Origin of the sequence: Aeromonas sp. R4-3 (assembly GCF_040908275.1) — a bacterium.
In the GTDB taxonomy this organism is placed as follows: domain Bacteria; phylum Pseudomonadota; class Gammaproteobacteria; order Enterobacterales; family Aeromonadaceae; genus Aeromonas; species Aeromonas rivipollensis.
The window spans coordinates 1-23,202 of the sequence record NZ_JBFODK010000037.1 but is presented as its reverse complement, the minus strand read 5'-3'; the positions used below and the strand labels follow the sequence as shown (position 1 = coordinate 23,202).

Genomic DNA, 23,202 nt, shown 5'->3' with positions numbered 1-23,202 from the left:
AGGCTGACACCATGAAAATCTCCATGATTGCCGCCATGGCCCACGATCGGGTGATCGGCCTGGACAACCAGATGCCCTGGCACCTGCCGGCGGATCTGGCCCACTTCAAACGGGTGACCCTGGGCAAGCCGGTGTTGATGGGGCGCAAGACCTTCGAGTCCATAGGTCGCCCGCTGCCCGGGCGTCGAAACCTGGTCATTAGCCGTAATCCAGGGTTCAAAGCGCCAGGCGTAGAGGTTTTTTCATCCGTCGACGAAGTGTTGGCCACCTTATCTGAGGCCGAGGCGCCAGAGGAGCTGATGGTGATTGGCGGTGGTCATCTCTATGGCCAGCTGCTGCCCCGGGCCGACAGTCTCTATCTGACACGCATCGATCTGGCGGTGGCAGGGGATACCCGCTTCCCCGCCTTCGATGAGGGGGACTGGGTGCGCACCGAGAGCGATCCCCATCAGCCCGACGAGAAGAACCCTCATCCTTACTGCTTCGAAACCTGGCAGCGACGCTAATCCCTCCCGTCAGCAAGGCCCCTCCACTGCGAGGGGCTTTTTTTTGCGACTTTGCCGCCCTGCATAGGCTCCTTTCCTGCTCAATCCTCCCCTAAATCACCCCCCCTTCACAGGGATTAAATATGATTAATGTTGTAATAGTTTTATGGGTCTTGATGAAAGGGGGCCTCAGTCCGGGGGTTACCCTCATTTATGCCCCTCACCCCCTTGATTCTACTCATGATATGGATAATAAACGGACTATTTATGCAGCTGCCTCATGCTTTCCCGATCAATTTCGGTCATCTGTTGAATTTTTGTTGCCTTAAATAAGTTATAAAAATCAGTTGTTTATGTCGTGACTTATTTTTGTGGACTCTTATGGTTCTTTTGTTGCCTGGCTTAATTGTTTAGTGTTGAAAGTAATTGGTGCGCGTTCGGCAGCAGGAACAGCAATATGCCGACCATAGAAAAAGGACAGTATGACAGTCAAACTCGAAGTGAAATCGCTCTATAAAATCTTCGGAGAACATCCGGAAAAGGCGTTCAAATTGCTGGCGAAAGGGCACGACCGCGCCAGCATTCTGCAAAAGACCGGGCAGACCCTGGGGGTCCAGGATGTCAATCTGGCCATCAACGAGGGGGAGATCTTCGTGGTGATGGGTCTCTCCGGCTCGGGCAAATCTACCCTGGTGCGTCTCTTCAACCGGCTGATCGAGCCGACCCGTGGCCAGGTGCTGATCGATGGCGAGGACATAGCCGCCATCTCGGAGCGCGAACTGCGCCAGGTGCGCCGCAAGAAGATCAGCATGGTGTTCCAGTCCTTCGCCCTGATGCCCCACCTGAGCGTGCTGGAAAACACCGCCTTCGGCCTGGAGCTGGCCGGGGTGCCGCTGGCGGAGCGCCAGCAGAGTGCCCGTCAGGCGCTCCACCAGGTGGGGCTGGGGCAGTGGATCGACGCCTTCCCCGACGCCCTCTCCGGCGGCATGAAGCAGCGGGTCGGCCTGGCCCGGGCGCTGGCCAATGATCCCGACATACTGCTGATGGACGAGGCCTTCTCCGCGCTGGATCCCCTGATCCGTACCGAGATGCAGGACGAGCTGCTCAAGCTGCAGGCGAGTCAGCAGCGCACCATCATCTTCATCTCCCACGATCTGGACGAGGCGATGCGCATCGGCGATCGCATCGCCATCATGCAGGACGGCCAGCTGGTGCAGGTGGGCACCCCGGACGAGATCCTGAACCAGCCCGCCAACGACTATGTGCGCGCCTTCTTTCGCGGGGTGGATCTCGCCAACGTCTTCAGCGCCCGGGATGTGGCCAGCCGCAAGCAGATGCCGCTTATCAAGAAACACACCACGGACGGGCCGGGCAACGCCCTGCGCCAGCTCAAGGAGCTGGAGCGGGAATACGGCTACGTGGTGGATCGCAGCCGCCGCTTCCTCGGGGTCGTCTCGGTCGAGTCGCTCGGTCAGGCGGTCCGTGACAAGGGGAGCCTGGAGCAGGCGCTGCTGGCGGACATCCAGCCCATTCTGGCCGACACCTCCCTCAACGAACTCATCAGCCAGGTGGCCGCCGCACCCTGTCAGGTGCCCGTGGTCGAGGAGGATGGCACCTATCTGGGACTCATCTCCAAGGCCAATCTGCTCAATACCCTGGACAGGAGTACCCCGGTATGAATCTCAACCTCTTGAACCGTCTGTTGACCGGTTTGCTGGCGCTGTTGTTATTGACGAGCGCTCCCGCCTGGGCCGACGAGGCACAGGCCGATCCCTGGGGCGCTGCGACCACCACCACAGCCGAGGATCCCTGGGGCAGTACGGCCACAGAGGCGGCAGACTGGCAGAGCCAGATCGCAACGGTCGATAGCAGTGCCGCCGTCGACTGGCTGGATCCCTTCCAGCAGGCCCTGGTGCCGCTGGATACCTGGGTCGAGGGGGGCATCGGCTGGCTGGTGGAGAACCTGCGACCTGTGTTCCAGCTGATCCGCGCCCCTGTGGAGCTGGCCCTGGGGGCCATGACCCAGCTGCTGCAGACTGTGCCCTCCACCCTGATGATGGGGCTCTTGACCCTGATCGCCTGGCAGCTGGTGGGCGGCCGCATGGCGCTCGGCACGCTCGCGTCTCTTGTTGGGATCGGCCTTATCGGTGCCTGGTCCGATGCCATGGTGACCCTGTCCCTGGTGCTGACCTCCCTCTTCTTCTGCGTGCTGATAGGCTTGCCGGTCGGCATTTTGCTGGCTCGTAGCGAGCGGCTCTCCACCTGGACCCGGCCGCTGCTGGATGCCATGCAGACCACCCCGGCCTTCGTCTACCTCATCCCCATCGTCATGCTGTTTGGCATAGGCAACGTGCCCGGGGTGGTGGTGACCGTCATCTTCGCCCTGCCGCCGATGATCCGCCTCACCATGCTGGGCATCCGCCAGGTGCCCGCCGATCTGGTGGAGGCGGCCCACTCGTTCGGTGCCAGCCCCTCCCAGCTGCTGTTCAAGGTACAGCTGCCGCTCGCCATGCCCACCATCATGGCCGGGGTCAACCAGACCCTGATGCTGGCGCTCTCCATGGTGGTGATCGCCTCCATGATAGCGGTCGGCGGCCTGGGGCAGATGGTGCTGCGCGGCATAGGCCGCCTCGACATGGGGCTCGCCTCCATCGGCGGCCTCGGCATAGTGCTGCTGGCCATAGTCCTCGACCGCCTGACCCAGGCGATGGGGCAGCCGGATCGCAGCCGGGCCGGCCGCTGGTATCAGCGCGGCCCCGTCGCCCTGCTGCTGCGCCTGTGCGGCCGCGGTAAATCCCTCGATTACAAAGGAGTAAATGCATGAAACAGATCACCAAAGGATTGACCCTGAGCGCCCTGCTGCTGAGTTCCCTCGCCATGGCCAGCACAGCGTTGCCGGGGGAGGGGGTCAAGGTGCAGCCCCTGCAGAGCTCCTTGCCGGAGGAGGCCTTCCAGAGCCTGCTGGTCAGCAAGCTGATGGGTCGTCTCGGCTATGATGTCCAGCCCGCCCAGGAGGTGGACTACAACGTGGCCTACGCCTCGGTGGCGCAGGGGGATGGGACCTTCCTCGCCTTCAACTGGATACCGCTGCAGGACAACAAGTACGAGCAGGCAGGGGGAGACAAGGTGTTCTTCCGTCAGGGCACCTATGTGGCCGGCGCCGCCCAGGGCTACCTCATCGACAAGAAGACAGCTGCCCGGTACGGCATCACCAACCTGGGTCAGCTCAAGGATCCCAAGCTGGCGGCGCTGTTTGACGGCGATGGCGACGGCAAGGCCGATCTGGTGGGCTGCAACCCGGGCTGGGGCTGCGAAGGGGCCATCAACCATCATCTGGACGAGTTCGGCCTGACCCCGACAGTCACCCACAAGCAGGGCAACTACGCGGCCCTGATCGCCGATACCCTGGCCCGTTACCAGGCCGGCAAGCCGGTGCTCTACTACACCTGGACCCCTTACTGGCTCAGCAGCGAGCTGGTGCCGGGCAAGGACGTGGTGTGGCTGGAGGTGCCCGCCGATGCCCCTGATGGGGACAAGACCCGGCTGCCGAGCGGCAAGAACTACGGTTTTGCCGTCAACACCATGCACATAGTCGCCAACAAGGCCTTCACCGATGCCAACCCGGCGGCGGCCAAGCTGTTCAGCATCGTCAAGCTGCCGTTGAACGACATCAACATCCAGAACGGCCTGATGAACAAGGGACAGAACAAGCCGGCGGATGTGGAGCGCCACGCCGATGCCTGGCTCAAGGGGCATGAAGCCCTGGTCGATGACTGGCTGACTCAGGCGCGCGCTGCAGCGCAAGACAACTCTGCGGGCTAAACCCCCCTCGGCGCGGCCCAGTCCATGGATGTCAGCAAGCAAAACGCCCGGCCATTGCCGGGCGTTTTTTATGGTCAGCCGCTTGCACCCGGACTCAGATGCCGGATCCGTCGTGCTCACCGCTCTCTTCGTGCAGGCCGCACTCGCGCTTGAGGCCGAAGAAGCGGGTCTGCTCCTCGCTCATGCCCGGCTCCCACTTGGTGGTGGTGTGCACATCGCCCACCGAGAGGTAGCCTTGCTCCCACAGGGGGTGGTAGGGCAGATCGTGCTCCTTGAAGTAGTAGAAGACGTCCTTGTTGCTCCAGTCGATCACCGGCAGGAACTTGAAGCGGCCGCGCTGTATGGCCAGCACCGGCAGCTTGCCGCGGCTGCCCGCCTGCTCCCGGCGCAGGCCGGAGAACCAGGTGCGGGCGCCGAGCTCGCTCAGGGCGCGGTCCATGGGCTCCACCTTGTTGAGCTGGTTGTAGCTGGTGATCCCCTCCACCCCCTGCTCCCACAGGAGGCCGAAGCGGGCCTCCTGCCAGGCCGGGCTGAGCTCGGCCCGGTAGATCTTCAGGTTGAGGCTGAGGCGCTCGGTCAGCTGGTCGATGAAGTGGTAGGTCTCGGGAAAGAGATAGCCGGTATCGGTCAGCACCACGGGCACATCGGCCCGCTCGCGGCTCACCAGGTGCAGCATCAGTGCCGCCTGGATGCCGAAGCTCGACGACAGCACATGTTCCCCCGGCAGATTCGCCAGCGCCCAGCGCACCCGCTCGGAGGCGCTCATGGCGTCCAGCTCCCGGTTGAGGGGGGCCAGCGCCTCGCTCTGCTCCTCCCGGCCGAGGGAGAGCAGGGCGTCGAGGTCGAGCCTGCCATCGGCGGTCAGTGTCAGCCGCCCGCTATCCGTCAGTTCAGGCTGCATAGAAGTCCCTCGCGGAGTCGATGACGGGGGCCACCACCCCTGCGCGGATCACGAAGTCGCCGAAGCACTCGTTCCCGTCGCGTTCCTTGGCCCAGCGACCGATCAGGGCATCGAGCTCGGCCAGGATCTGCGGCTCCGTGATGTTCTCCTGATAGAGGCGCGGGATCCGGGTCCCCTCCAGGTTGCCGCCCAGGTGCAGGTTGTAGCGGCCGGGGGCCTTGCCCACCAGACCCACTTCCGCCAGCATGGCGCGGCCGCAGCCGTTGGGGCAGCCGGTGACCCGGAAGATGATGGCGTCATCCGCCAGGGCGTGCTTGGCCAGCAGACCTTCGATGTCTGTGACGAAGGCCGGCAGCATGCGCTCGGCCTCGGCCATCGCCAGCGGGCAGGTGGGCAGGGCCACGCAGGCCATGGACTGCTTGCGTTGCTCGCTCACGCCGTCGTCCAGCAGACCGTACTGGCGCGCCAGGGCTTCGATGCGCGCCTTCTCACCGGCGGGCACCCCGGCGATGATGAGGTTCTGGTTGGCGGTGAGACGGAAATCCCCCTGGTGGATCTTGGCGATCTCCAGCATGCCGGTCTTGAGGGGCTTGCCCGGGAAGTCCAGCAGGCGGCCGTTCTCGATGAAGAGGGTGAGGTGGTGCTTGCCATCTATCCCCTCCACCCAACCGAAGCGATCCCCACGGCTGGTGAACTCATAGGGGCGCACCTCGCCAAATTTGATGCCGGCGCGGCTCTCCACCTCGGCCTTGAAGGCCGGGACGCCGACCCGCTCGAGGGTGTACTTGGTCTTGGCGTTCTTGCGGTTGACCCTGTTGCCCCAGTCACGCTGGGTACTGACCACGGCGGCCGCCACTTCCAGCACGTGGGAGAGCGGGATGAAACCGAAATCGCTCGCCTTGCGCGGGTAGGTGCTGGTGTCGCCGTGGGTCATGGCCAGACCCCCGCCCACCAGTACATTGAAGCCCACCAGCTTGCCGCCATCTGCGATGGCCACGAAGTTGAGATCGTTGGCGTGGATGTCCACGTCGTTGTGGGGCGGGATCACCACGGTCGTCTTGAATTTGCGCGGCAGGTAGTTGGAGCCCAGGATCGGCTCCTCGTCACCCCCCAGCTTCTCGCCATCCAGCCAGATCTCCACGTAGGCGCGGGTCTTGGGCAGCAGGTGCTCGGAGATCTTCTTGGCCCACTCGTAGGCCTCCTGGTGCAGCTCGGACTCCACCGGGTTGCTGGTGCAGAGCACGTTGCGGTTCACGTCGCCGGCGGTGGCTATGCTGTCGATGCCGGTGCTGTTGAGGGTCTGGTGCATCAGCTTGATGTCGCGCTTGAGCACGCCGTGGAACTGGAAGGTCTGGCGGGTGGTCAGGCGGATGCTGCCGTAGAGGCTGTGCTCCTCGGCGAACTTGTCGATCACCTGCCACTGGGCCGGGGTGATGATGCCGCCCGGCAGGCGGGCGCGCAGCATGACGTTGTGCAGGGGCTCCAGCTTCTGGGCGGTGCGCTCGGGGCGGATGTCTCTGTCATCCTGCTGATACATGCCGTGGAAGCGGATCAGCTGGAAGTTGTCGCCGTTGAAGCCACCGGTGAGGGGATCCTGCAGATCCTGCTCTATGGTGCCGCGCAGGAAATTACTCTCGCGCTTGAGGCGCTCGTTGTCGGACAGTGGCCCTTCAACCGGTCCTGCTGCTTGTTTCGAGATTGGTTGCTTGCTCATCAGTAGACATCCCTTTGATAACGTTTGGCACGACGCAATTCGCTCAAATACTCTTCTGCTTCTTCACGGCTCTTGTGGCCATGATCGCTGATCACATCCAGCAGGGCCTCCTGCACATCCTTCGCCATGTGGTTGGCGTCGCCGCACACATAGAAGTGAGCACCTGCTTCCAGCCACTGGTAGAGCTCAAGGCCTGCCTCGCGCAGGCGGTCCTGCACATAGATCTTGTTGGCCTGATCCCGGCTGAAGGCCAGGGAAATCTTCGACAGCAGGCCGGATTTCACATAACGCTGCCACTCCACCTGATAGAGGAAGTCCTGGGTGAAGTGAGGGTTGCCGAAGATGAGCCAGTTCTTGCCCTCGGCCCCTTGTGCCTCACGCTCCTGCATAAAGGCGCGGAAGGGGGCTATGCCGGTGCCCGGACCCACCATGATGACGGGGGTATCGGGATTGGCCGGCAGGCGGAAGTTGTCGTTGTGCTCCACGAACACCCTGACCTCGGCGTCCTCGGCCAGGCGGTCCGCCAGATAGGAGGAGGCGCCGCCAGATCGCACTGTGCCATCTTCCTGGGGATAGCGCACCACGCCGACTGTCAGGTGTACCTCTTCCTCCACCTCGCTCTGGGCGGAGGCGATGGAGTAGAGGCGCGGGGTCAGCGGGCGCAGCAGTTTGACAAGCTGATCCGCGCTCAGGGAGGAGGGGAAGCGCTTGAGCACATCCACCACCTGGGCGCTGGCCACCAGGGCGTTGACCTGGGCCTTGTCGCCGGCCAGATCCTTGAGCGCCGCATTGCCCGATAGGTCAGCGAGTCCTGTGATAAAGCCGCCGTGCAAGCGGGTCAGCTCGAAGTGGCGGGTCAGGGCCGCGCGCAAGGGGCCCTGTGCGGTGGTTTCATCGCCGGAGAGGCCGGTCAGGGCCAGCACTTCGCCCACCAGATCGGCGTCATTGTCGAACCAGATGCCCAAGGCATCACCCGGCTGATAAGTGATGCCGGACTCTTCCAGGTTGATCTCGATGTGGCGGATGTCCTTGGTGGAGTCGCGGCCGGTGATCTTCTGATTGACCGAGAGCTTGGCCGGGAAGGGGTTCTCCTTGTGATACTGGCTGTGGCCGACGGCTTGCTGCACCGAACCCGCTACGCTGGCGGTCGCGGCCCCTGCGGACAGGGTGGCGGCGACGGCATTGACTGCCTGCTCGCCCCAGGCCTTGGCCGCGTCCTGATAGTCCACGTCCAGGCTCGCGAGTTCATGAATGCGCTCGGCACCCGCTTTTGACAGGAAGTCGTCGAAGTCCTTGCCGGTCTGGCAGAAGAATTCGTAGGAGCTGTCACCCAGCCCCAGCACGGCGAACTTGAGTCCTTCGAGTTTGCCAATCTTGCCCTTCTTGAGCTGCTCGAACAGATCCACCGCGCTCTCCGGCGGCTCCCCCTCCCCGTAAGTGCTAACGATCACCAGCAGATGGCTCTCTTTCTTGAGCTGCTTGGGTTTGTAGTCTGCCATCGAGGTGAGGGTCACCGGCAGGCCGCGGGCCTTCGCCTGAGCCTGGATGGCGCTGGCGACACCCTTGGCGTTGCCGGTCTGGGAGCCGTAGAGAATGGTCAGGCTGCCACCGGGGGCGGCCACGGCTGCGCTGGTGGCGACGCTCTGGACGCCTGACTGGGAGAGGCCGTAGAGATAACCGCTCACCCAGGCGAGTTGCTGGGTGTTGAGGGTCGACAAGACCTGATTCAGCTGGCGCTGCTGCTCGTCAGAGAGCGGGCTTATGGTGGGTATTGGGGCTGTCAATTGCATCACACACGTCTTCCATGGTCTGATTTTTGGTCAGGTTAAGGGGTGCAATGAATAACAACAAAGAATAAAAATATCTTCTTTATGCGATTTATGAATTTATAAAGCCGAAATCCGCCTCAGCGGCTCCCCGGCTGTGGTATAAAAATCGCAATATTGAGTCCTCTTCCGCCTCTCAGGATCTGCCGATGTCCAGACTGTTCCATGTCAATGCCTTCAGCCAGCACCCCTTCGGGGGCAACCCCGCCATCGTCGTATTGGGCCCCGAGCGCAGCGATGCCGAGCTGCAGGCCATGGCGGCGGAGTTCAACCTGTCGGAGACCGCCTTCCTCACTCCCCTGGGGGAGGCGCACTATCGGTTGCGCTGGTTTACCCCGACGGTCGAGGTGGATCTCTGCGGTCACGGCACCCTGGCGGCCGCCCATGTGCTGTGGCAGACCGGGGCTGTGGCCCGCTCCCAGGTGCTGCGCTTCGAGACCCGCAGCGGCCTGCTGGAGGCCAGCGCCGAGGGGGAGTGGATCCGGCTCGACTTTCCGTGCATCCCCCTTGCTCCGCTGACATTGGATCCCGCCTATGCCGAGGCCCTCGGCTGCACGCCGTTGCAGACCCTGGCCGCCGGCGCCAAGTTTCTGCTGGTGCTGGGCAGCGAGCAGGAGGTGCAGGGGCTCAGACCGGACTTCCACGCCCTGCGGGCCCTGCCCGGTCGCGGCCTGATGGTGACTGCGCCGTCGAGGGGTCCGGGCCATGACTTTGTCTCCCGCTATTTCGCCCCCTGGGTCGGGGTGGAGGAGGATCCGGTCACCGGCTCCAACCACTGCGCCCTGGTGCCCTTCTGGGCCGAGCGACTCGGCAAGACGCAGTTGCGGGCGCGCCAGATCTCCGCGCGGGGCGGGGAGCTGGTGCTGGAGTTGCAGGGGGATAGGGTGTGGATGTCGGGTCAGGCGCTGACCCTGTGGCAGGGGGAGTGGCTGCTGCCGCCCGCCCCATAAGCCGCCAGCCGGGTGTGCCGGTTCGCCAGCTTTGGTTTTCGCCATAAAAAACGCCCCGCAGTTGCGGGGCGTTTTCAGTGCCATCGGGCATCAGGCCAGGCCTGAGGCGATCGCTTATTTCTGTTGCGGACGCAGGGCCGGGAACAGGATGACGTCGCGGATGGTGTGGCTGTTGGTGAACAGCATCACCAGACGGTCGATGCCAATACCCTGACCGGCAGTGGGCGGCAGGCCGTGTTCCAGCGCGGTGACGAAGTCGGCGTCGTAGAACATGGCTTCGTCGTCGCCCGCTTCTTTCTGGTTCACCTGATCCTGGAAGCGCTTGGCCTGATCTTCCGCATCGTTCAGCTCGGAGAAGCCGTTGGCCAGCTCGCGGCCGCCGATGAAGAACTCGAAGCGATCGGTCACGTCCGGGTTCTTGTCGTTGCGGCGGGCCAGCGGGGAGACGGCAGCCGGGTACTCGGTGATGAAGGTCGGTTGCAGCAGCATGTGCTCAACTGTCTCTTCGAAGATGGCGGTGATCACGTGGCCCAGCTCCCAACCCTTCATCAGCTCGATGTGCAGACCCTTGGCGACGGCCTTGGCGCTCTCCAGGGTGGCCAGATCGTCCTGGGTCACATCCGGGTTGAACTTCAGGATGGACTCGACCATGGTGAGGCGCTGGAACGGCTGACCGAAGTCGATGGTCAGACCCTCTTCGCCCTCTTTGGCGTAACGGATCTTGGTGTCACCCAGGATGTCCTGGGCCAGGGTGCGCAGCAGCTCCTCGGTCAGGTCCATCAGATCGATGTAGTCGGCATAGGCCATGTAGAACTCGATCATGGTGAACTCGGGGTTGTGACGCACCGAGATCCCTTCGTTACGGAAGTTGCGGTTGATCTCGTAAACGCGCTCGAAACCACCGACCACCAGACGCTTCAGATAGAGCTCGGGGGCGATACGCAGGTACATGTCGATGTCCAGCGCATTGTGGTGGGTGACGAAGGGACGCGCGGAGGCACCGCCCGGGATGACCTGCATCATGGGGGTTTCCACTTCCATGAAGCGCTTCTCGTTGAAGAACTTGCGGATGCCGGCAACCACCTGGGTGCGGATCATGAAGGTCTTGCGGGACTCTTCGTTGGCGATCAGATCCAGGTAGCGCTGACGGCAGCGGGCTTCCTGGTCGGTCAGGCCTTTGTGCTTCTCGGGCAGCGGACGCAGTGCCTTGGTCAGCAGGCGGATTTCGCCCACATGGACGGAGAGCTCGCCGGTGTTGGTGCGGAACAGGGTCCCTTCCACGCCGACTATGTCCCCCAGATCCCACTTCTTGAACTGCTCGTTGTAGAAGCCTTCCGGCAGGTCGTCACGGGTCACGTAGATCTGGATCTTGCCAGCCATGTCCTGCAGGGTCGCGAAGGAAGCCTTGCCCATGATCCGGCGGGTCATGATACGACCGGCAATCTTCACCCGTTTATTCAAGGCCACCAGCTCGTCGGCGCTCTTGTCGCCAAACTCGGCGTGCAGATCGCCGGACAGGCTGTCACGACGGAAGTCGTTGGGGAAAGGGTTGCCCTGGGCGCGCAAGGCGGCCAGCTTGGAGCGACGCTCAGTCATCTCGTTGTTCAGTTCGAGAGTCTGGTCGACTTCCGGAGTAGTGGTTTGTTCAGACATGGTGATTCCTGCTGCTCTGTTTACAGGCCTGATTTCAGGCTGGCTTCGATAAACTTGTCCAAGTCGCCGTCGAGTACCGATTGGGTATTGCGGGTCTCGACGCCGGTGCGCAGATCCTTGATACGGGAGTCATCCAGTACGTAGGAGCGGATCTGGCTGCCCCAGCCGATGTCGGACTTGGTCTCTTCGAGGGCTTGCTTCTCAGCGTTCTGCTTCTGAATTTCCAGCTCGTAGAGCTTGGCCTTCAGCTGCTTCATACACTGATCTTTGTTCTTGTGCTGGGAACGGTCGTTCTGGCACTGCACCACCACCCCGGTGGGGACGTGGGTGATACGCACCGCGGACTCGGTCCGGTTGACGTGCTGACCACCGGCACCGGAGGCGCGGTAGACGTCGATGCGCAGATCCGCCGGGTTGATGTCGATCTCGATGTCGTCATCGATCTCGGGGTAGACGAACACCGAGCAGAACGAGGTATGACGACGGCCACCCGAGTCGAACGGTGACTTGCGGACCAGGCGGTGCACGCCGGTCTCGGTGCGCAGCCAGCCGAAGGCATACTCGCCGGTGAACTTGACGGTGGCGGACTTGATGCCGGCCACGTCGCCGTCAGACAGCTCGATCAGCTCCGGCTTGTAGCCGTGGGCATCGCCCCAGCGCAGGTACATGCGCAGCACCATGTTGGCCCAGTCCTGGGCCTCGGTGCCGCCGGAACCGGACTGGATGTCGATGTAGCAGTCGGAGCCGTCGTGCTGACCGGAGAACATGCGACGGAATTCGAGATCCACCAGCTTGGCTTCCAGCTGATCGGCTTCGGCCACGGCCTCGTTGAAGGTCTCCTCGTCTTCGCCTTCGACCGCCAGACTGACCAGCATCTCGACGTCCTCAGCACCTTGTGTCAAGACGTCTATGGTGTTGACCACGTTGTCCAGCGACACGCGCTCTTTACCCAGCGCCTGTGCGCGCTCCGGCTCATTCCAGACATCCGGCTGTTCCAGCTCGGCATTGACCTCTTCTAGACGCTCTTTCTTGGCGTCATAGTCAAAGGTACCCCCTAAGCAGCTCGGTCCTCTCAGACAGCTCCTTAAGCTTGTTTAATACAGGATTGACTTCAAACATCGTGAAAACTCTCGGGGTCGATGTGATTTAAAAACGGGATATTCTAGCCAATTGCGGAAGGAATAAACAGGGTTGGCTGGCCCTGGCCGCCTTCTGTCACCGATTTCGGAGGCTATTTTGTGCTTTCTTGCAGAAAATATCGCCAGCCTCACCATTCTCCGCTTCAGTTTTGTGCGCTTTGGCCGCTAACAACAACATGGAGTGCCGCGCACTTTTCGAGTAATCCTGTTCCTGACCCCACAAGAAGAAAGCACGATGAAAAACCTATCACTCAAGCAGAAGATACTGTTGTCTGTGGTGATCGCCCTCTCCCTGGTGATCCTGCTGCTCTCCTGGCAGAGCTACAGCAGCCAGAAGTCCCTGTTGCTGCAAGGCAGTCAGGAACAGGTGCAGCGCCTCGGCAGCCAGCAGGCCGCCAGCGTCAGTGACTGGCTCGCCGCCCGTCGCGATGTCATCCAGGCCCTTGGCAACAAGGCCGGCCCCGAACCCCTCAACGCCCTGCAACAGGCGCAAGTTTCCGGCCGTTTCCAGCTCACCTATTTCGGTGAGGGCAGTGGCAAGATGAACGACTCTGATCCTTCCATCAACCGTGACGGCTATGATCCCCGTTCCCGTGGCTGGTATCAGGAAGCCATGGCCAAGGGCGGCATGATAGTGACCAAACCCTACCTGGACGTGGCCTACAACGTCATGGTGGTGACCCTGGCCCAACCGGCCCAGGGCGGCGTGGTCGGCGGCGATCTCTCCATCGCCTCCCTGGTGGAGGATGTCACCAAGATGGCCCTGCCGGCGGACGGTGTCGCCATCCTGATGCACAAGGACGGCACCGTCATCGCCTATAAAGATGCGGCCAAGGCGATGAAGCCCGCGAGCGAGATCGACAACGATCTCTCCAATGCCCTGATCGAGCAGAGCAAGAGCAACAACAGCCTGCTCCCCGCCTATTTTGACAACGAAGGCCGCGACAAGCTGCTGTGGGCGACGGACATCCCGAACACCGACTGGGAGCTGGTGCTGGTGCTGGACAAGGCCACCCTGGAGGCGCCGCTCTCCTCCCTGCTGATGACCCAGCTCGGCCTGGCCCTGCTGGTGCTGGTGGGCAGCATCATCGCCATCTCCTGGCTGGTCAGCCTGCTGCTGGGCCCGCTTGGCAAGGTGTCCCAGGCCCTGGCCCGCATCGCCGACGGTAACGGCGATCTGACCCAGCGCATCAAGATCGATGCCAATGACGAGGTGGGCCAGCTGGCCAACAGCTTCAACCGTTTCGTCGGCAGCCAGCACCAGCTGATCGGCAATATCCGCCAGCTGGCCAACGAGCTGAATGCCGATGCGGAGCGCAGCCTGGTGACCAACCAGGCCGCGGTGGAAGAGCTGCAGCGTCAACAGCAGGAGGTGACCATGGTCGCCACCGCGGTCACCGAGATGGCGAGCGCCACCATGGAGATCGCCGGCAACGCCGAGAACACCGCCGCCGCCGCCCAGCAATCTGCCCAGAGCAGCGAGCAGGGCAAGATGCTGGTGAACCAGACTCGCCAGTCCATCAACAACCTGGCCGAGGAAGTGGGTCAGGCTACCGGCGTCATCGGCGAGCTGAGCCGCCACGCCCAGGCCATCTCCGGCATCCTCTCCACCATTCAGGGCATCGCCGAGCAGACCAACCTGCTGGCGCTGAACGCGGCCATCGAAGCGGCCCGTGCCGGTGAACAGGGTCGCGGTTTCGCCGTGGTGGCGGACGAGGTGCGGGTGCTGTCGCGCCGTACCCAGGACTCCACCCAGGAGATCCAGTCCACCATAGAGACCCTGCAGCAGACCACGGCCCGTGCGGTCAGCCTGATGCAGACCAGCCAGGGCTTGGCCGACAACAGCGTCAAGGACGCCGATGCCGCGGCCGCCGCGCTGGAAGAGATCACCCAGGCCGTCTCTCTCATCTCCGACATGGCGGGTCAGATCGCCACCGCCGCCGAGGAGCAGACCCAGGTGACCGGCGAGATCACCCAGAACACCACCGCCATCAAGGATGTGAGCGACGAGATCACCGCCGCCGCCATGAGGGATTTGGATCAGGCGCACCACCTCAAGGGACGCGCCACCAATCTGAACCAGCAGGTATCGACCTTTATCCTGTAAGAAAGGGTCTGGAAGCGGCGCCACTGCGGCGCCCGATGTAAAAAGCCCCGCACTGGAGTGCGGGGCTTTTTGTTGTCCGTCATCCGGCCAAGGCAGTGATGCGCCCTGGCTGGCTGTCGCAGCGGCTGAATCCCGGGATGCTCCTGGCCTTCCTGGGAACCAAGGGGGCGGGAGAGCGCCAGCAAAGAGCCCACCAAAAGGTGGGCTCTGTCATATGGGGTCTGGCGCCCGGGCTTACAGGAAGGGCAGGGCCAGGAACAGCTTGATCACTACGGCGTTGATGATGTCGATGAAGAAGGCGCCCACCATGGGCACCACCAGGAACGCCAGGTGGGACGGGCCGAAGCGCTGGGTGATGGCCTGCATGTTGGCGATGGCGGTGGGGGTGGCCCCGAGACCGAAGCCGCAGTGGCCCGCCGCCAGCACGGCCGCGTCATAGTTGCTGCCCATGACCCTGAAGGTGACGAAGATGGCGTAGAGCGCCATCGCCACCGTCTGGGCGGCCAGCAGGATGAAGATGGGCAGGGCCAGGCTGGCGAGATCCCACAGCTTCAGGCTCATCAGCGCCATGGCGAGGAAGAGCGACAGGCTGACGTTGCCGAGCAGGGAGACCTCGCGGTCGCTCACTTCATGCCAGTTGAGCAGGGTCAGCAGGTTGCGCAGCAGCACGCCGACGAAGAGCACGCAGACGAAGACCGGGAGCTCCAGGGCACTGCCCTTGAGGTAGAGGGAGAACATCTCGCCCCCCTTCAGGCTGATGGCGATCAGCGCCAGGGTCTCGATCAGGCTGAAGGTGGTGAGCGGCCGCTCCATGTCCGGCATCTCGAAGCCCTGGGGGGCGCCGTCACGGTTGTGCTCCTCGCCGGGCACCTGCACCTTCTTCACCAGGTAGCGGGCGACAGGCCCACCGATCAGCCCCCCCAGCACCAGGCCGAAGGTGGCGCAGGCGATGGCGAGCTCGGCGGCAGATTGCACGCCGTACTTCTCGGTGAAGATGGAGCCCCAGGCCGCGCCTGTGCCATGGCCGCCGGAGAGGGTGATGGAGCCGGCCAGCAGCCCCATGTGCGGGTCCAGACCCAGCAGGGTGGCCAAACCGACCCCCAGGCTGTTTTGCACCAGCAGCAGGCCGGTGACCACCAGCAGGAAGGTGATCACCGCCTTGCCGCCGCGCTTGAGGCTGCCCAGATCGGCGGAGAGGCCGATGGAGGCGAAGAAGGCCAGCATCAGCGGGGTTTGCAGTGTGGTGTCAAATTGCAGTTCAAGCTGCATGGTGGAGCGCAGCAGCAGCAGCACCAGGGCGACCACCAGGCCGCCTGCCACCGGTTTGGGAATGTTGAAGGTACGCAGGGGGCCAATCCGGTTGACCAGCAGACGGCCGAGCAGCAACACCAGGGTGGCGGCGACCAGGGTGGCGTAGGAATCAAGTTTTATCATGCGGTACTCCCATGTTGATCGGCTGTGTCTTTGGCGAGAAAGACTCACAGATTCAGCCGGGATAAAAACAGTGTGGCGCAGGCGCCAGTTCAAGAGGGGGCCACAGCCCCAGTCCCAGGCAAAAATGGGATCGATGCGAGCCCGATTTCATCAGGCATCCAGATGACATTCATGAAAAATCCGCCGGATAGTAGCAAAAATCACCGTTTATATCCATGTTCATCATATTAATGCTCAAAACAGTGCATTAACCTAGCATTTAAAACTATGTCCTGGGCGTGCTCCTGCCCGCAACAATGACTGCTGTCATTTGCAGCGGCAGTCTCTATAATTCGCCAGTTTCCTGCCCATGAGCGGAACCGGAATAGGAAGTGAAGGAACCGGTTGAACCTTGAATTGTCCGCCGGTTGTCAGTCCAGAGAGAGGAGAGGGTGTGAAGAAGTCTATCTATATCGCCTACACGGGCGGCACCATAGGGATGCAGCGTTCCGACCACGGTTATGTGCCGATGGCGGGTTTCATGGAAGATTGTCTGGCCCGGATGCCCGAGTTTCACCGGCCCGAGATGCCGGATTATCATATCCACGAATATGCCCCCCTCATCGACTCCTCCGACATGACCCCGGCGGACTGGCAGCGCATCGCCGAGGACATTCGTGACAACTACGAGCAGTACGACGGCTTCGTGATCCTGCACGGCACCGACACCATGTCGTTCACCGCCTCGGCCCTCTCCTTCATGCTCGAAGATCTGCACAAGCCGGTCATCATCACCGGCTCCCAGATCCCGCTCGCCGAGCTGCGCTCCGACGGCCAGCAAAACCTGCTCAATGCCCTCTATATCGCGGCCAACTACCCGATCCACGAGGTGACGCTGTTTTTCAACAATCAGCTCTATCGCGGCAACCGCAGCAAGAAGGTGCACGCGGACGGCTTCCACGCCTTCGATTCGCCGAACTACCCGCCGCTGCTCAATGCCGGCATCGCCATCTCCCTGGAAGCGGGGGAGCTGGGCGTGCCCTCCGAGCGTCCGCTGGTGCTGCACGACATCACCCCCCAGCCCATCGGCGTGGTGACCCTTTATCCCGGCATCTCGGCCGAGGTGATCGCCAACATCTTGCAGCAACCGGTGCGGGCGCTGATCCTGCTCTCCTTCGGGGTGGGCAATGCGCCCCAGAACCCGGCCATGCTGGCGTTGCTCTCCGAGGCCTCGGCCCGGGGCGTCATCATAGTCAACCTGAGCCAGTGCCTGCACGGCAAGGTCAACATGGGGGGCTATGCCACCGGCAACGCCCTCTCCCGGGCCGGTGTCATCTCGGGCTTCGACATGACAGCCGAGGCGGCGCTCACCAAGCTGCACTTCCTGCTGAGCCAGGATCTGCCTGCGCCTCGTATCCGCGAGCTGATGCAGCAGTCCCTGCGGGGCGAGCTGACTCCCTGATGGTCAGGTGAGGCGCAGATAAAAAGGAGGGGAGCCATATTGGCTCCCCTCTTTTTTTTCCACTCATCAATCAGTTGTTGGTTTAATCGTGGCTGACACAGTATCTAACTGAAAAAAATATGTTTTTCCATCCAACATAGAGCACATAACAATGACTGATGTCCTGCTCATTGGCGATGTTCATGATAGATTGTGTTTGTGGGTTCAATTTGAATCTATTTTTCGGCGTGATTAGCGCGTGACTGAGTGAAGGATGAAACGGCAGATGCTCGAGATCAAACACAAACTGGCAGCCTTGTTGGCACAACTTAACGAAGGATTGGTGGAGCGTGATGAGGCAATGAAGCTGGCATTGCTCTCCTTGCTGGCAGGGGAAAATATCCTGCTGGTGGGCCCACCGGGAACGGCAAAGAGCCTTATTTCTCGTCAGGTCGCCAAGGCGCTTAAGGATGATGATAAAGAGGGAGCCAGCCATTTTGAGTATCTGCTGACCAAATTTTCAACACCCGAGGAGATCTTTGGCCCCCTCTCCATCTCCAAGCTGAAAGAAGATCGTTTTGAGCGCAATACGGCTGGGTATCTGCCATCGGTGAAGATCGCGTTTCTCGATGAGATATTTAAGGCCAGCTCCTCCATTCTCAATGCTCTGCTGACCATTCTTAACGAACGTATCTATCACAATGGCGCATCAGTGCAGAAGGTGCCGCTACGCAGCCTGATCGCGGCTTCCAATGAACTGCCGACTGGTCAGGAGGAACTGGGGGCACTTTATGACCGCTTTTTGCTGCGTAGCTTCGTTGATTATGTGAGCGAAGATAATTTGCATAAGCTTTTTACCCTAGGAAATAGTGAACACCTAGAACACTTGACCCCATTGACATTGGGTGAATTAGCAGAGTTGGATAAACAAGCTACGAGTGTAAAACTTCCTGAGTTGATTCAAAAAACCATTTTAGATATATGGAAAAAACACAACGAGTTGTTTAAAGAAGATCGTAGAGAGGGATTATCTGATCGGCGCTTGGTAAAAGTTATTCACCTGCTGAAGCTATCTGCCTTGACCAACGATAGAGACGAGGTTGATCTATCAGATTTAATGCTATTGCGCTATTGCCTGTGGAATCACTTAGATAACATAGGAAAAATCAATACAGTCATCAATCAAGCTTTAAATAAAGTCAGTCATTCTTATTCTATGAATGAAATCGTTTATTTTAGTGCTGATGACACTAACCATCGAAATAGTAAAAACATTATTTCAGGTCTGTCAGGTGCAGGAACTGAAAATGATCCAATAATCATCAGCACAGCTGAAGATTTGTTTATGCTCACTGCGCCAGAGGTCGGCAAACAGGGCTATAATTTTAAGCAAAATGCTAATATTGATATTTCTGATGCATGGTTTACGGTTGAATTTAAAGGGCATTATGACGGGCATGGATATATGCTGAAAGGTCAAAATGAAAATGAGGCTTTTTTTGAGAAAATTTTAGATGGCTCAACAGTAAAATATCTTAAACTGAGTGGATGCTCCCTAGCTAAAAAAGTACATGATTCTACGATACAAGGATGTGAAACAGATCAACACATGATTTTTGGCAGTGCTTTAAGGGGCCGGTTTTTGGATTGCATCGTGACGGGTAGTCTTGTTACAAACGAATTGATAGAGTGTGACGTTTTACGGTGCAAAATTTTAGCGCCATCACTCGGTGATGATTATCCAAAACTTGGTGAAATTGTTAAAAATAGTAATATAGAAGATTGTGATGTTATATTTAACTATTGCGAGCCTAAGTCTTTGTTATGTATGGGCTATATGGCAAATAAAATGCTAGATAGCTCTATATCAAGGTCTTTTATTGAAGGGGGGGTTGATATTGTTGTAAATCCAATATTTATGTTTATCAATAGTAGTTATAAGAGTGATTATGATGTTGGTTTTTCAAATACATACGCTACTAGCAAAATATCCTGTTGCGCTCTAGGTAAAATAGAGCATTTACAGGGCGGAAAAATTTATGGATTTTCAAAGGACGATACTAAAAAAATAGAATTAAAAAACAACGTATCTATTGAACAGACTAACATATACAATCGTATTGACGACGCCAATAGTAAAGATGGTAAAAAAATACCACTTCAATTTTTTAATAAAATGTATTTTGAAAAACGTCTTGGATGGAATTTTGATAATGTATGGGTATGGGATGAGCAGACCAATCGTCCAACATTGCAATCAGTTGGATTGAAGGCTGCTAACAATCCGATAGGCGAGCAGACACCCGCGTCAGGCAAAATTGATCTGTTAGTGCAGCAGATGAATGCCAATCTCTGGGTATAAGGGGCTCTATGTTCGGTCTATTAACTGACATAGCCAGCTCATTATGGCGAGGCATCAGCGGTGCTGCGGCTGTAATACCGCTTGGGATAAAGGGCATCAAATACTTTATTGACAGCAATTTTCGTGATCAGGTAACCCCACAACCAGGTAGCGTGCTCTATTGCGATCTCTGGTTAGGTGCAGAACATTCCGGTATTTATGCCGGTGAGGGAGAGATCGTCAATATCGAAGTCACAGATGTTGCTGAAGGTACTGTCAATCGATGCGGCCCAGCCAGTTTTACCTCAAAAAGCAAGCTGGGCCGCAAGATCTATGTCTCCTGTGACAGTGATGGGGCTGTCGGTTGTGAGGTGGTGGCTGACAAGGCCGTGAGTCATATTGGCGACCGAGGTTTTTATGGGCTGGTATTTGCGAATTGCCATGTTTTTTCTGCCCGATGTGTCAAACATTCGCCCCAAAGTAGAGGTTCTTCTTGGTTTAATAGCCTGTTATCAACAATGAATATCATTGACGAGAGCTGGGAACCGACCATCAAAGCGCTAAAAGAGTCTGCCAGATACAAGTTGGGTGCAACCAAATGGCGATTATGGGACTGGGACGGCTCGCTGGCGGATAATCCGGCCCCGGAACCGGATTGGCAGGCGCAGGAAGAACATCTTAAAAACCAGCCTCTCAGTGAGGAGGTGATGGCCGTGCTTCGGGCCGAGCTGGCAGAGTGTAAAGCCTATGAGGCAGAGCTAGTCGACGAGAAACTGCCTGCTGAAATCCGTACAAAGCTGGCAGGTTACGGTCAGTTATTAGGTGATATAGATACTACCTATGAAAAGGCCAAGCCCTTGTTGACGGCCTGTTCCGGTGCCAACTTCTCTTATCACGATCTCAAATTATGTAGTGATGATATTGAACCATTAGCCAGGCAGTTACAGCAAAATCATGCCATAAAAGAGTTAGTTCATAAGATGGGCCGCGCCTATATCTCGGAGGAGAAGAAAAAACAGGCCCGGCTCCCTCAGGCAAGCAAGAGTGAGGTACACGGTACTCACCGTAGTGATGATCTAGCTCGTTTGCTTCCTACGGAGTTGGTCAATCTGGAAGATGAGGCGCTGGAAACTCTGTTCTACGCCCGTTTTTTGGAGCAAAACCTGATGACTTACGAGTTGCAGGGAGTCACATTGACTCAGGGTGAGCTGCTGGAGTTGGAGCAAAAGCGCACAGGGCCTGTGGTCGCCTGCCTGGATACATCCGGTAGCATGAGTGGGGCCCCACTACTGAAAGCCAGGGCGTTATTGCTGGCTGTGTCGGCAATCCTGCAGCAAGAGGCACGTTCTCTGCATGTCGTGCTCTTTGGTGACAATGGGGAGTTGAGAGAATATGCCATGCATGAAGAAAACAGTGCTGCTGGGTTACTCCATTTCTTGCGACAGGGATTTGGTGGCGGTACGGACTTCGAAGCACCGCTGAACCGCGCCTGTGAGATCATCAGGGATGCCAAGGCATACGAGAAGGCCGATATTCTGATGATCTCTGATGGGGATTGTGTTCTTTCGGATGACTACATCGAACACCTGCAAACTAGAAAGAAGATGCTGGATTGTTCAATTTATTCGGTGCTTTGCCATGGCCAACGAGTTGCTGACCGATTCAGTGACGAAGTCGTAGTCTTATAGCCGACATTCCGCACCTGATTTAGGAATAAATTTGCCGATAGCGCTCACCCAATACCTCCAAAATGATCTGCTGGTCTCCTGTTAGCTCCGTTACTTGTGGCGGAGCTTCTCCCAGTCGATATTCATGGATGCCACCAAAGCGCAAAAAGATCCAACGGGCCGTCGGCTGCTGGGTCGGTTTCTTTTTCATATCCGCCACACTGCGATTCTGCTCCACTAATCCCTGCCGGATCCGGTGCTCCAACGCTGCGTAAATCATCAGGCTACAGGTCATCACCATGAGCAACGCTTCAATCCGCTCCGGCTTTTTCAGGTACAGTGAGGAGGTTAAAAACTCCGGGCTCTTGAGAAAACGAAAGCCCCGTTCGACATTCTGCTGCGCTTTATAGGTGGCCAAAAGTTCGGCCATGGTCAGCGTATCGCTGTGGTCATTGGTCGCCAGGATGAACACCCCGGTCTGGTTGCGGGCCTCTTCAACGCAGGCCAGGCTAGTTGCCGCCAACCCAGTGATTTGAAACTGATGGCCAATTGGCTCTTCGCCACGCTTGGGTCTGCCACGTCCTGTATAAACGGGTTCACCTACCACTTCGGCATCCAGTTGCAGCAGCATCAAGCTGGCGGTAAAACAGCTCAACTCAGCTTGGGCATCCGCCTCACAAGCAAAGCGTCGGGCACACAATTTGGCGAAGGCTTTGAGCTCGCGGGTACTGTCTTTGAGCAGGTTTTTGGCCAATGTCTGCTGCTCGCGGTGGCTGGCTTGTTCGCTGCGCACCAGCAACCAACGTTGCGCGACCCCGGCATAATTCGCGTGTTGCCAACGGCCATGATAGCCATTGCCCAGAGCGGTCAGCGGTTGTGCACCTATGGTTGCCACGGCCTGCTTTGCCTCATTGAGAGTGACGGGCACCCGGGTCACAAATAGTTGCTGCTGTTGCGCCAGTAATTGCAAGGTATCGGCGCAGTACAGTGCGGCATCGCCGACCAGATAACGGCACTCCTGCGCGGCCTTGAGACTGCTCAAATGGCGACGAACGGTCTGGGCAAAGGCTTTGGTGTCATTACTATTGCCGCTCAGGGCCTGCATATAGACAGGTAGGCCAGCCTGATTTTCACAGATGAGCTCAAGGATCACTTGATTCAGCTCTGGCCGGTGATCACGACTATAACCACGCACCAGTTGCAGCTTACCGACCAGATCCCCATCGGCACAGTCATAGGCGCCATCGACGTGGAAGCTGGTAATATCGAGGTGCACTGCGGTGCTTTTGAGCCCCAGCCGCTCGACAACTTGCGCCGCCATCACCTGATACAAGGCGCTGACATCGGCCTCAAAGAGGGCATCGAGACAGCGACCGAGCACATCATCATTGAGGTCATCAGCACAGATCCCGGGGCCAATCAGGCGCTCAACCGGCTTGTTAGCAAAGAATTGCGGGAACATGTGCAGGGTGCTGCTGTGAAAGCCGAGGCCGTTCACTATCATGGCGACCAAGGCTTCACCATGTGAGACCTTGAAAGGCGGGGTTTTGGGGAGCAAGGCATCGATCATGCGGGCAATGCCCAGTTCCTGGCAGAGTGCGGCGACCAAACCAAGGTGATCGAGGTTACGGATCGAGATAGCGGGTGCGGCCATGATGATCTACCTGCAAAAGAGAGTAATAGATCAGAACGGCCGATCGCCGTCAAGCACTGAAAATAGCAAAATCAGGTGCGGAATGACGG

Annotated in this window: 16 protein-coding genes; 9 read left to right on the top strand and 7 right to left on the bottom strand. The window is 59.0% G+C overall.

What is annotated here, in order from left to right:
• Positions 1-11: 11 nt before the first annotated feature.
• From folA to proX, 4 genes are all read left to right on the top strand, one after another.
• Positions 12-506, top strand: coding sequence for a type 3 dihydrofolate reductase (gene folA / locus AB5Y91_RS12965; protein ID WP_234690598.1), 495 nt, complete (start codon positions 12-14; stop codon positions 504-506).
• A 461-nt stretch (positions 507-967) separates the two neighbouring features.
• Complete coding sequence (proV, locus tag AB5Y91_RS12960) at positions 968-2,164, top strand: glycine betaine/L-proline ABC transporter ATP-binding protein ProV (RefSeq protein WP_368169962.1); 1,197 nt, start codon at positions 968-970, stop codon at positions 2,162-2,164.
• Positions 2,161-3,309: a glycine betaine/L-proline ABC transporter permease ProW gene (gene proW, locus AB5Y91_RS12955; protein ID WP_368169961.1), complete on the top strand. Its 1,149-nt coding sequence runs from the start codon at positions 2,161-2,163 to the stop codon at positions 3,307-3,309. The genes proV and proW overlap by 4 nt, the downstream gene beginning before the upstream one ends.
• A complete protein-coding gene (proX, locus tag AB5Y91_RS12950) occupies positions 3,306-4,307 on the top strand; it encodes a glycine betaine/L-proline ABC transporter substrate-binding protein ProX (protein WP_368169960.1) in 1,002 nt (333 codons plus the stop codon). Before proW ends, proX begins: the two co-directional genes overlap by 4 nt.
• A 94-nt stretch (positions 4,308-4,401) precedes the next feature.
• Here proX and AB5Y91_RS12945 read toward each other — a convergent pair whose 3' ends face one another.
• Genes AB5Y91_RS12945 through AB5Y91_RS12935 form a run of 3 tightly spaced genes read right to left on the bottom strand, consistent with a single transcriptional unit; the run spans position 4,402 to position 8,712 of the window.
• Positions 4,402-5,208, bottom strand: coding sequence for a phosphoadenylyl-sulfate reductase (locus AB5Y91_RS12945; protein WP_368169959.1), 807 nt, complete (start codon positions 5,206-5,208; stop codon positions 4,402-4,404).
• Positions 5,198-6,922 (bottom strand): assimilatory sulfite reductase (NADPH) hemoprotein subunit, encoded by a 1,725-nt coding sequence (gene cysI / locus AB5Y91_RS12940; protein WP_368169958.1) that lies wholly within the window; start codon positions 6,920-6,922, stop codon positions 5,198-5,200. Before cysI ends, AB5Y91_RS12945 begins: the two co-directional genes overlap by 11 nt.
• On the bottom strand, positions 6,922-8,712 hold the full coding sequence (locus tag AB5Y91_RS12935; protein WP_368169973.1) for an assimilatory sulfite reductase (NADPH) flavoprotein subunit: 1,791 nt from the start codon (positions 8,710-8,712) through the stop codon (positions 6,922-6,924). Before AB5Y91_RS12935 ends, cysI begins: the two co-directional genes overlap by 1 nt.
• 179 nt (positions 8,713-8,891) lie before the next feature.
• On the opposite strand from AB5Y91_RS12935, the gene AB5Y91_RS12930 reads away from it, so the two are divergent.
• Positions 8,892-9,698: a PhzF family phenazine biosynthesis protein gene (locus AB5Y91_RS12930; RefSeq protein ID WP_368169972.1), complete on the top strand. Its 807-nt coding sequence runs from the start codon at positions 8,892-8,894 to the stop codon at positions 9,696-9,698.
• Between the two features lie 114 nt (positions 9,699-9,812).
• Here the strand turns inward: AB5Y91_RS12930 and lysS are convergent, their stop codons facing one another.
• Together lysS and prfB are read right to left on the bottom strand one after the other, a co-directional pair.
• Positions 9,813-11,351: a lysine--tRNA ligase gene (gene lysS / locus AB5Y91_RS12925; protein ID WP_163137376.1), complete on the bottom strand. Its 1,539-nt coding sequence runs from the start codon at positions 11,349-11,351 to the stop codon at positions 9,813-9,815.
• A 20-nt stretch (positions 11,352-11,371) separates the two neighbouring features.
• A protein-coding gene (prfB, locus tag AB5Y91_RS12920; protein ID WP_106887661.1) for a peptide chain release factor 2 occupies positions 11,372-12,470 on the bottom strand; the annotation gives its coding sequence in 2 pieces (ribosomal slippage) (positions 11,372-12,394 and positions 12,396-12,470; 1,098 coding nt in all).
• Between the two features lie 255 nt (positions 12,471-12,725).
• Between prfB and AB5Y91_RS12915 the strand changes: the two genes are divergently transcribed.
• Positions 12,726-14,597, top strand: coding sequence for a methyl-accepting chemotaxis protein (locus AB5Y91_RS12915; protein ID WP_289984987.1), 1,872 nt, complete (start codon positions 12,726-12,728; stop codon positions 14,595-14,597).
• A gap of 234 nt (positions 14,598-14,831) precedes the next feature.
• On the opposite strand, the gene gltS is transcribed toward AB5Y91_RS12915, so the two are convergent.
• On the bottom strand, positions 14,832-16,031 hold the full coding sequence (gltS, locus tag AB5Y91_RS12910) for a sodium/glutamate symporter (RefSeq protein ID WP_290069916.1): 1,200 nt from the start codon (positions 16,029-16,031) through the stop codon (positions 14,832-14,834).
• Between the two features lie 433 nt (positions 16,032-16,464).
• On the opposite strand from gltS, the gene ansA reads away from it, so the two are divergent.
• The 3 genes from ansA to AB5Y91_RS12895 all read left to right on the top strand — a co-directional run bounded on the left by ansA (position 16,465) and on the right by AB5Y91_RS12895 (position 21,480).
• Positions 16,465-17,472: an asparaginase gene (gene ansA / locus AB5Y91_RS12905; protein WP_042648756.1), complete on the top strand. Its 1,008-nt coding sequence runs from the start codon at positions 16,465-16,467 to the stop codon at positions 17,470-17,472.
• Between the two features lie 265 nt (positions 17,473-17,737).
• Positions 17,738-19,813 carry an AAA family ATPase gene (locus AB5Y91_RS12900; RefSeq protein ID WP_368169957.1) on the top strand — a complete coding sequence of 692 codons (2,076 nt, stop codon included), beginning with the start codon at positions 17,738-17,740 and terminating at the stop codon, positions 19,811-19,813.
• An 8-nt stretch (positions 19,814-19,821) separates the two neighbouring features.
• A complete protein-coding gene (locus AB5Y91_RS12895) occupies positions 19,822-21,480 on the top strand; it encodes a VWA domain-containing protein (protein WP_368169956.1) in 1,659 nt (552 codons plus the stop codon).
• A gap of 19 nt (positions 21,481-21,499) precedes the next feature.
• Here the strand turns inward: AB5Y91_RS12895 and AB5Y91_RS12890 are convergent, their stop codons facing one another.
• Positions 21,500-23,113, bottom strand: coding sequence for an IS1634-like element ISAs25 family transposase (locus AB5Y91_RS12890; protein WP_010674210.1), 1,614 nt, complete (start codon positions 23,111-23,113; stop codon positions 21,500-21,502).
• Positions 23,114-23,202 lie beyond the last annotated feature (89 nt).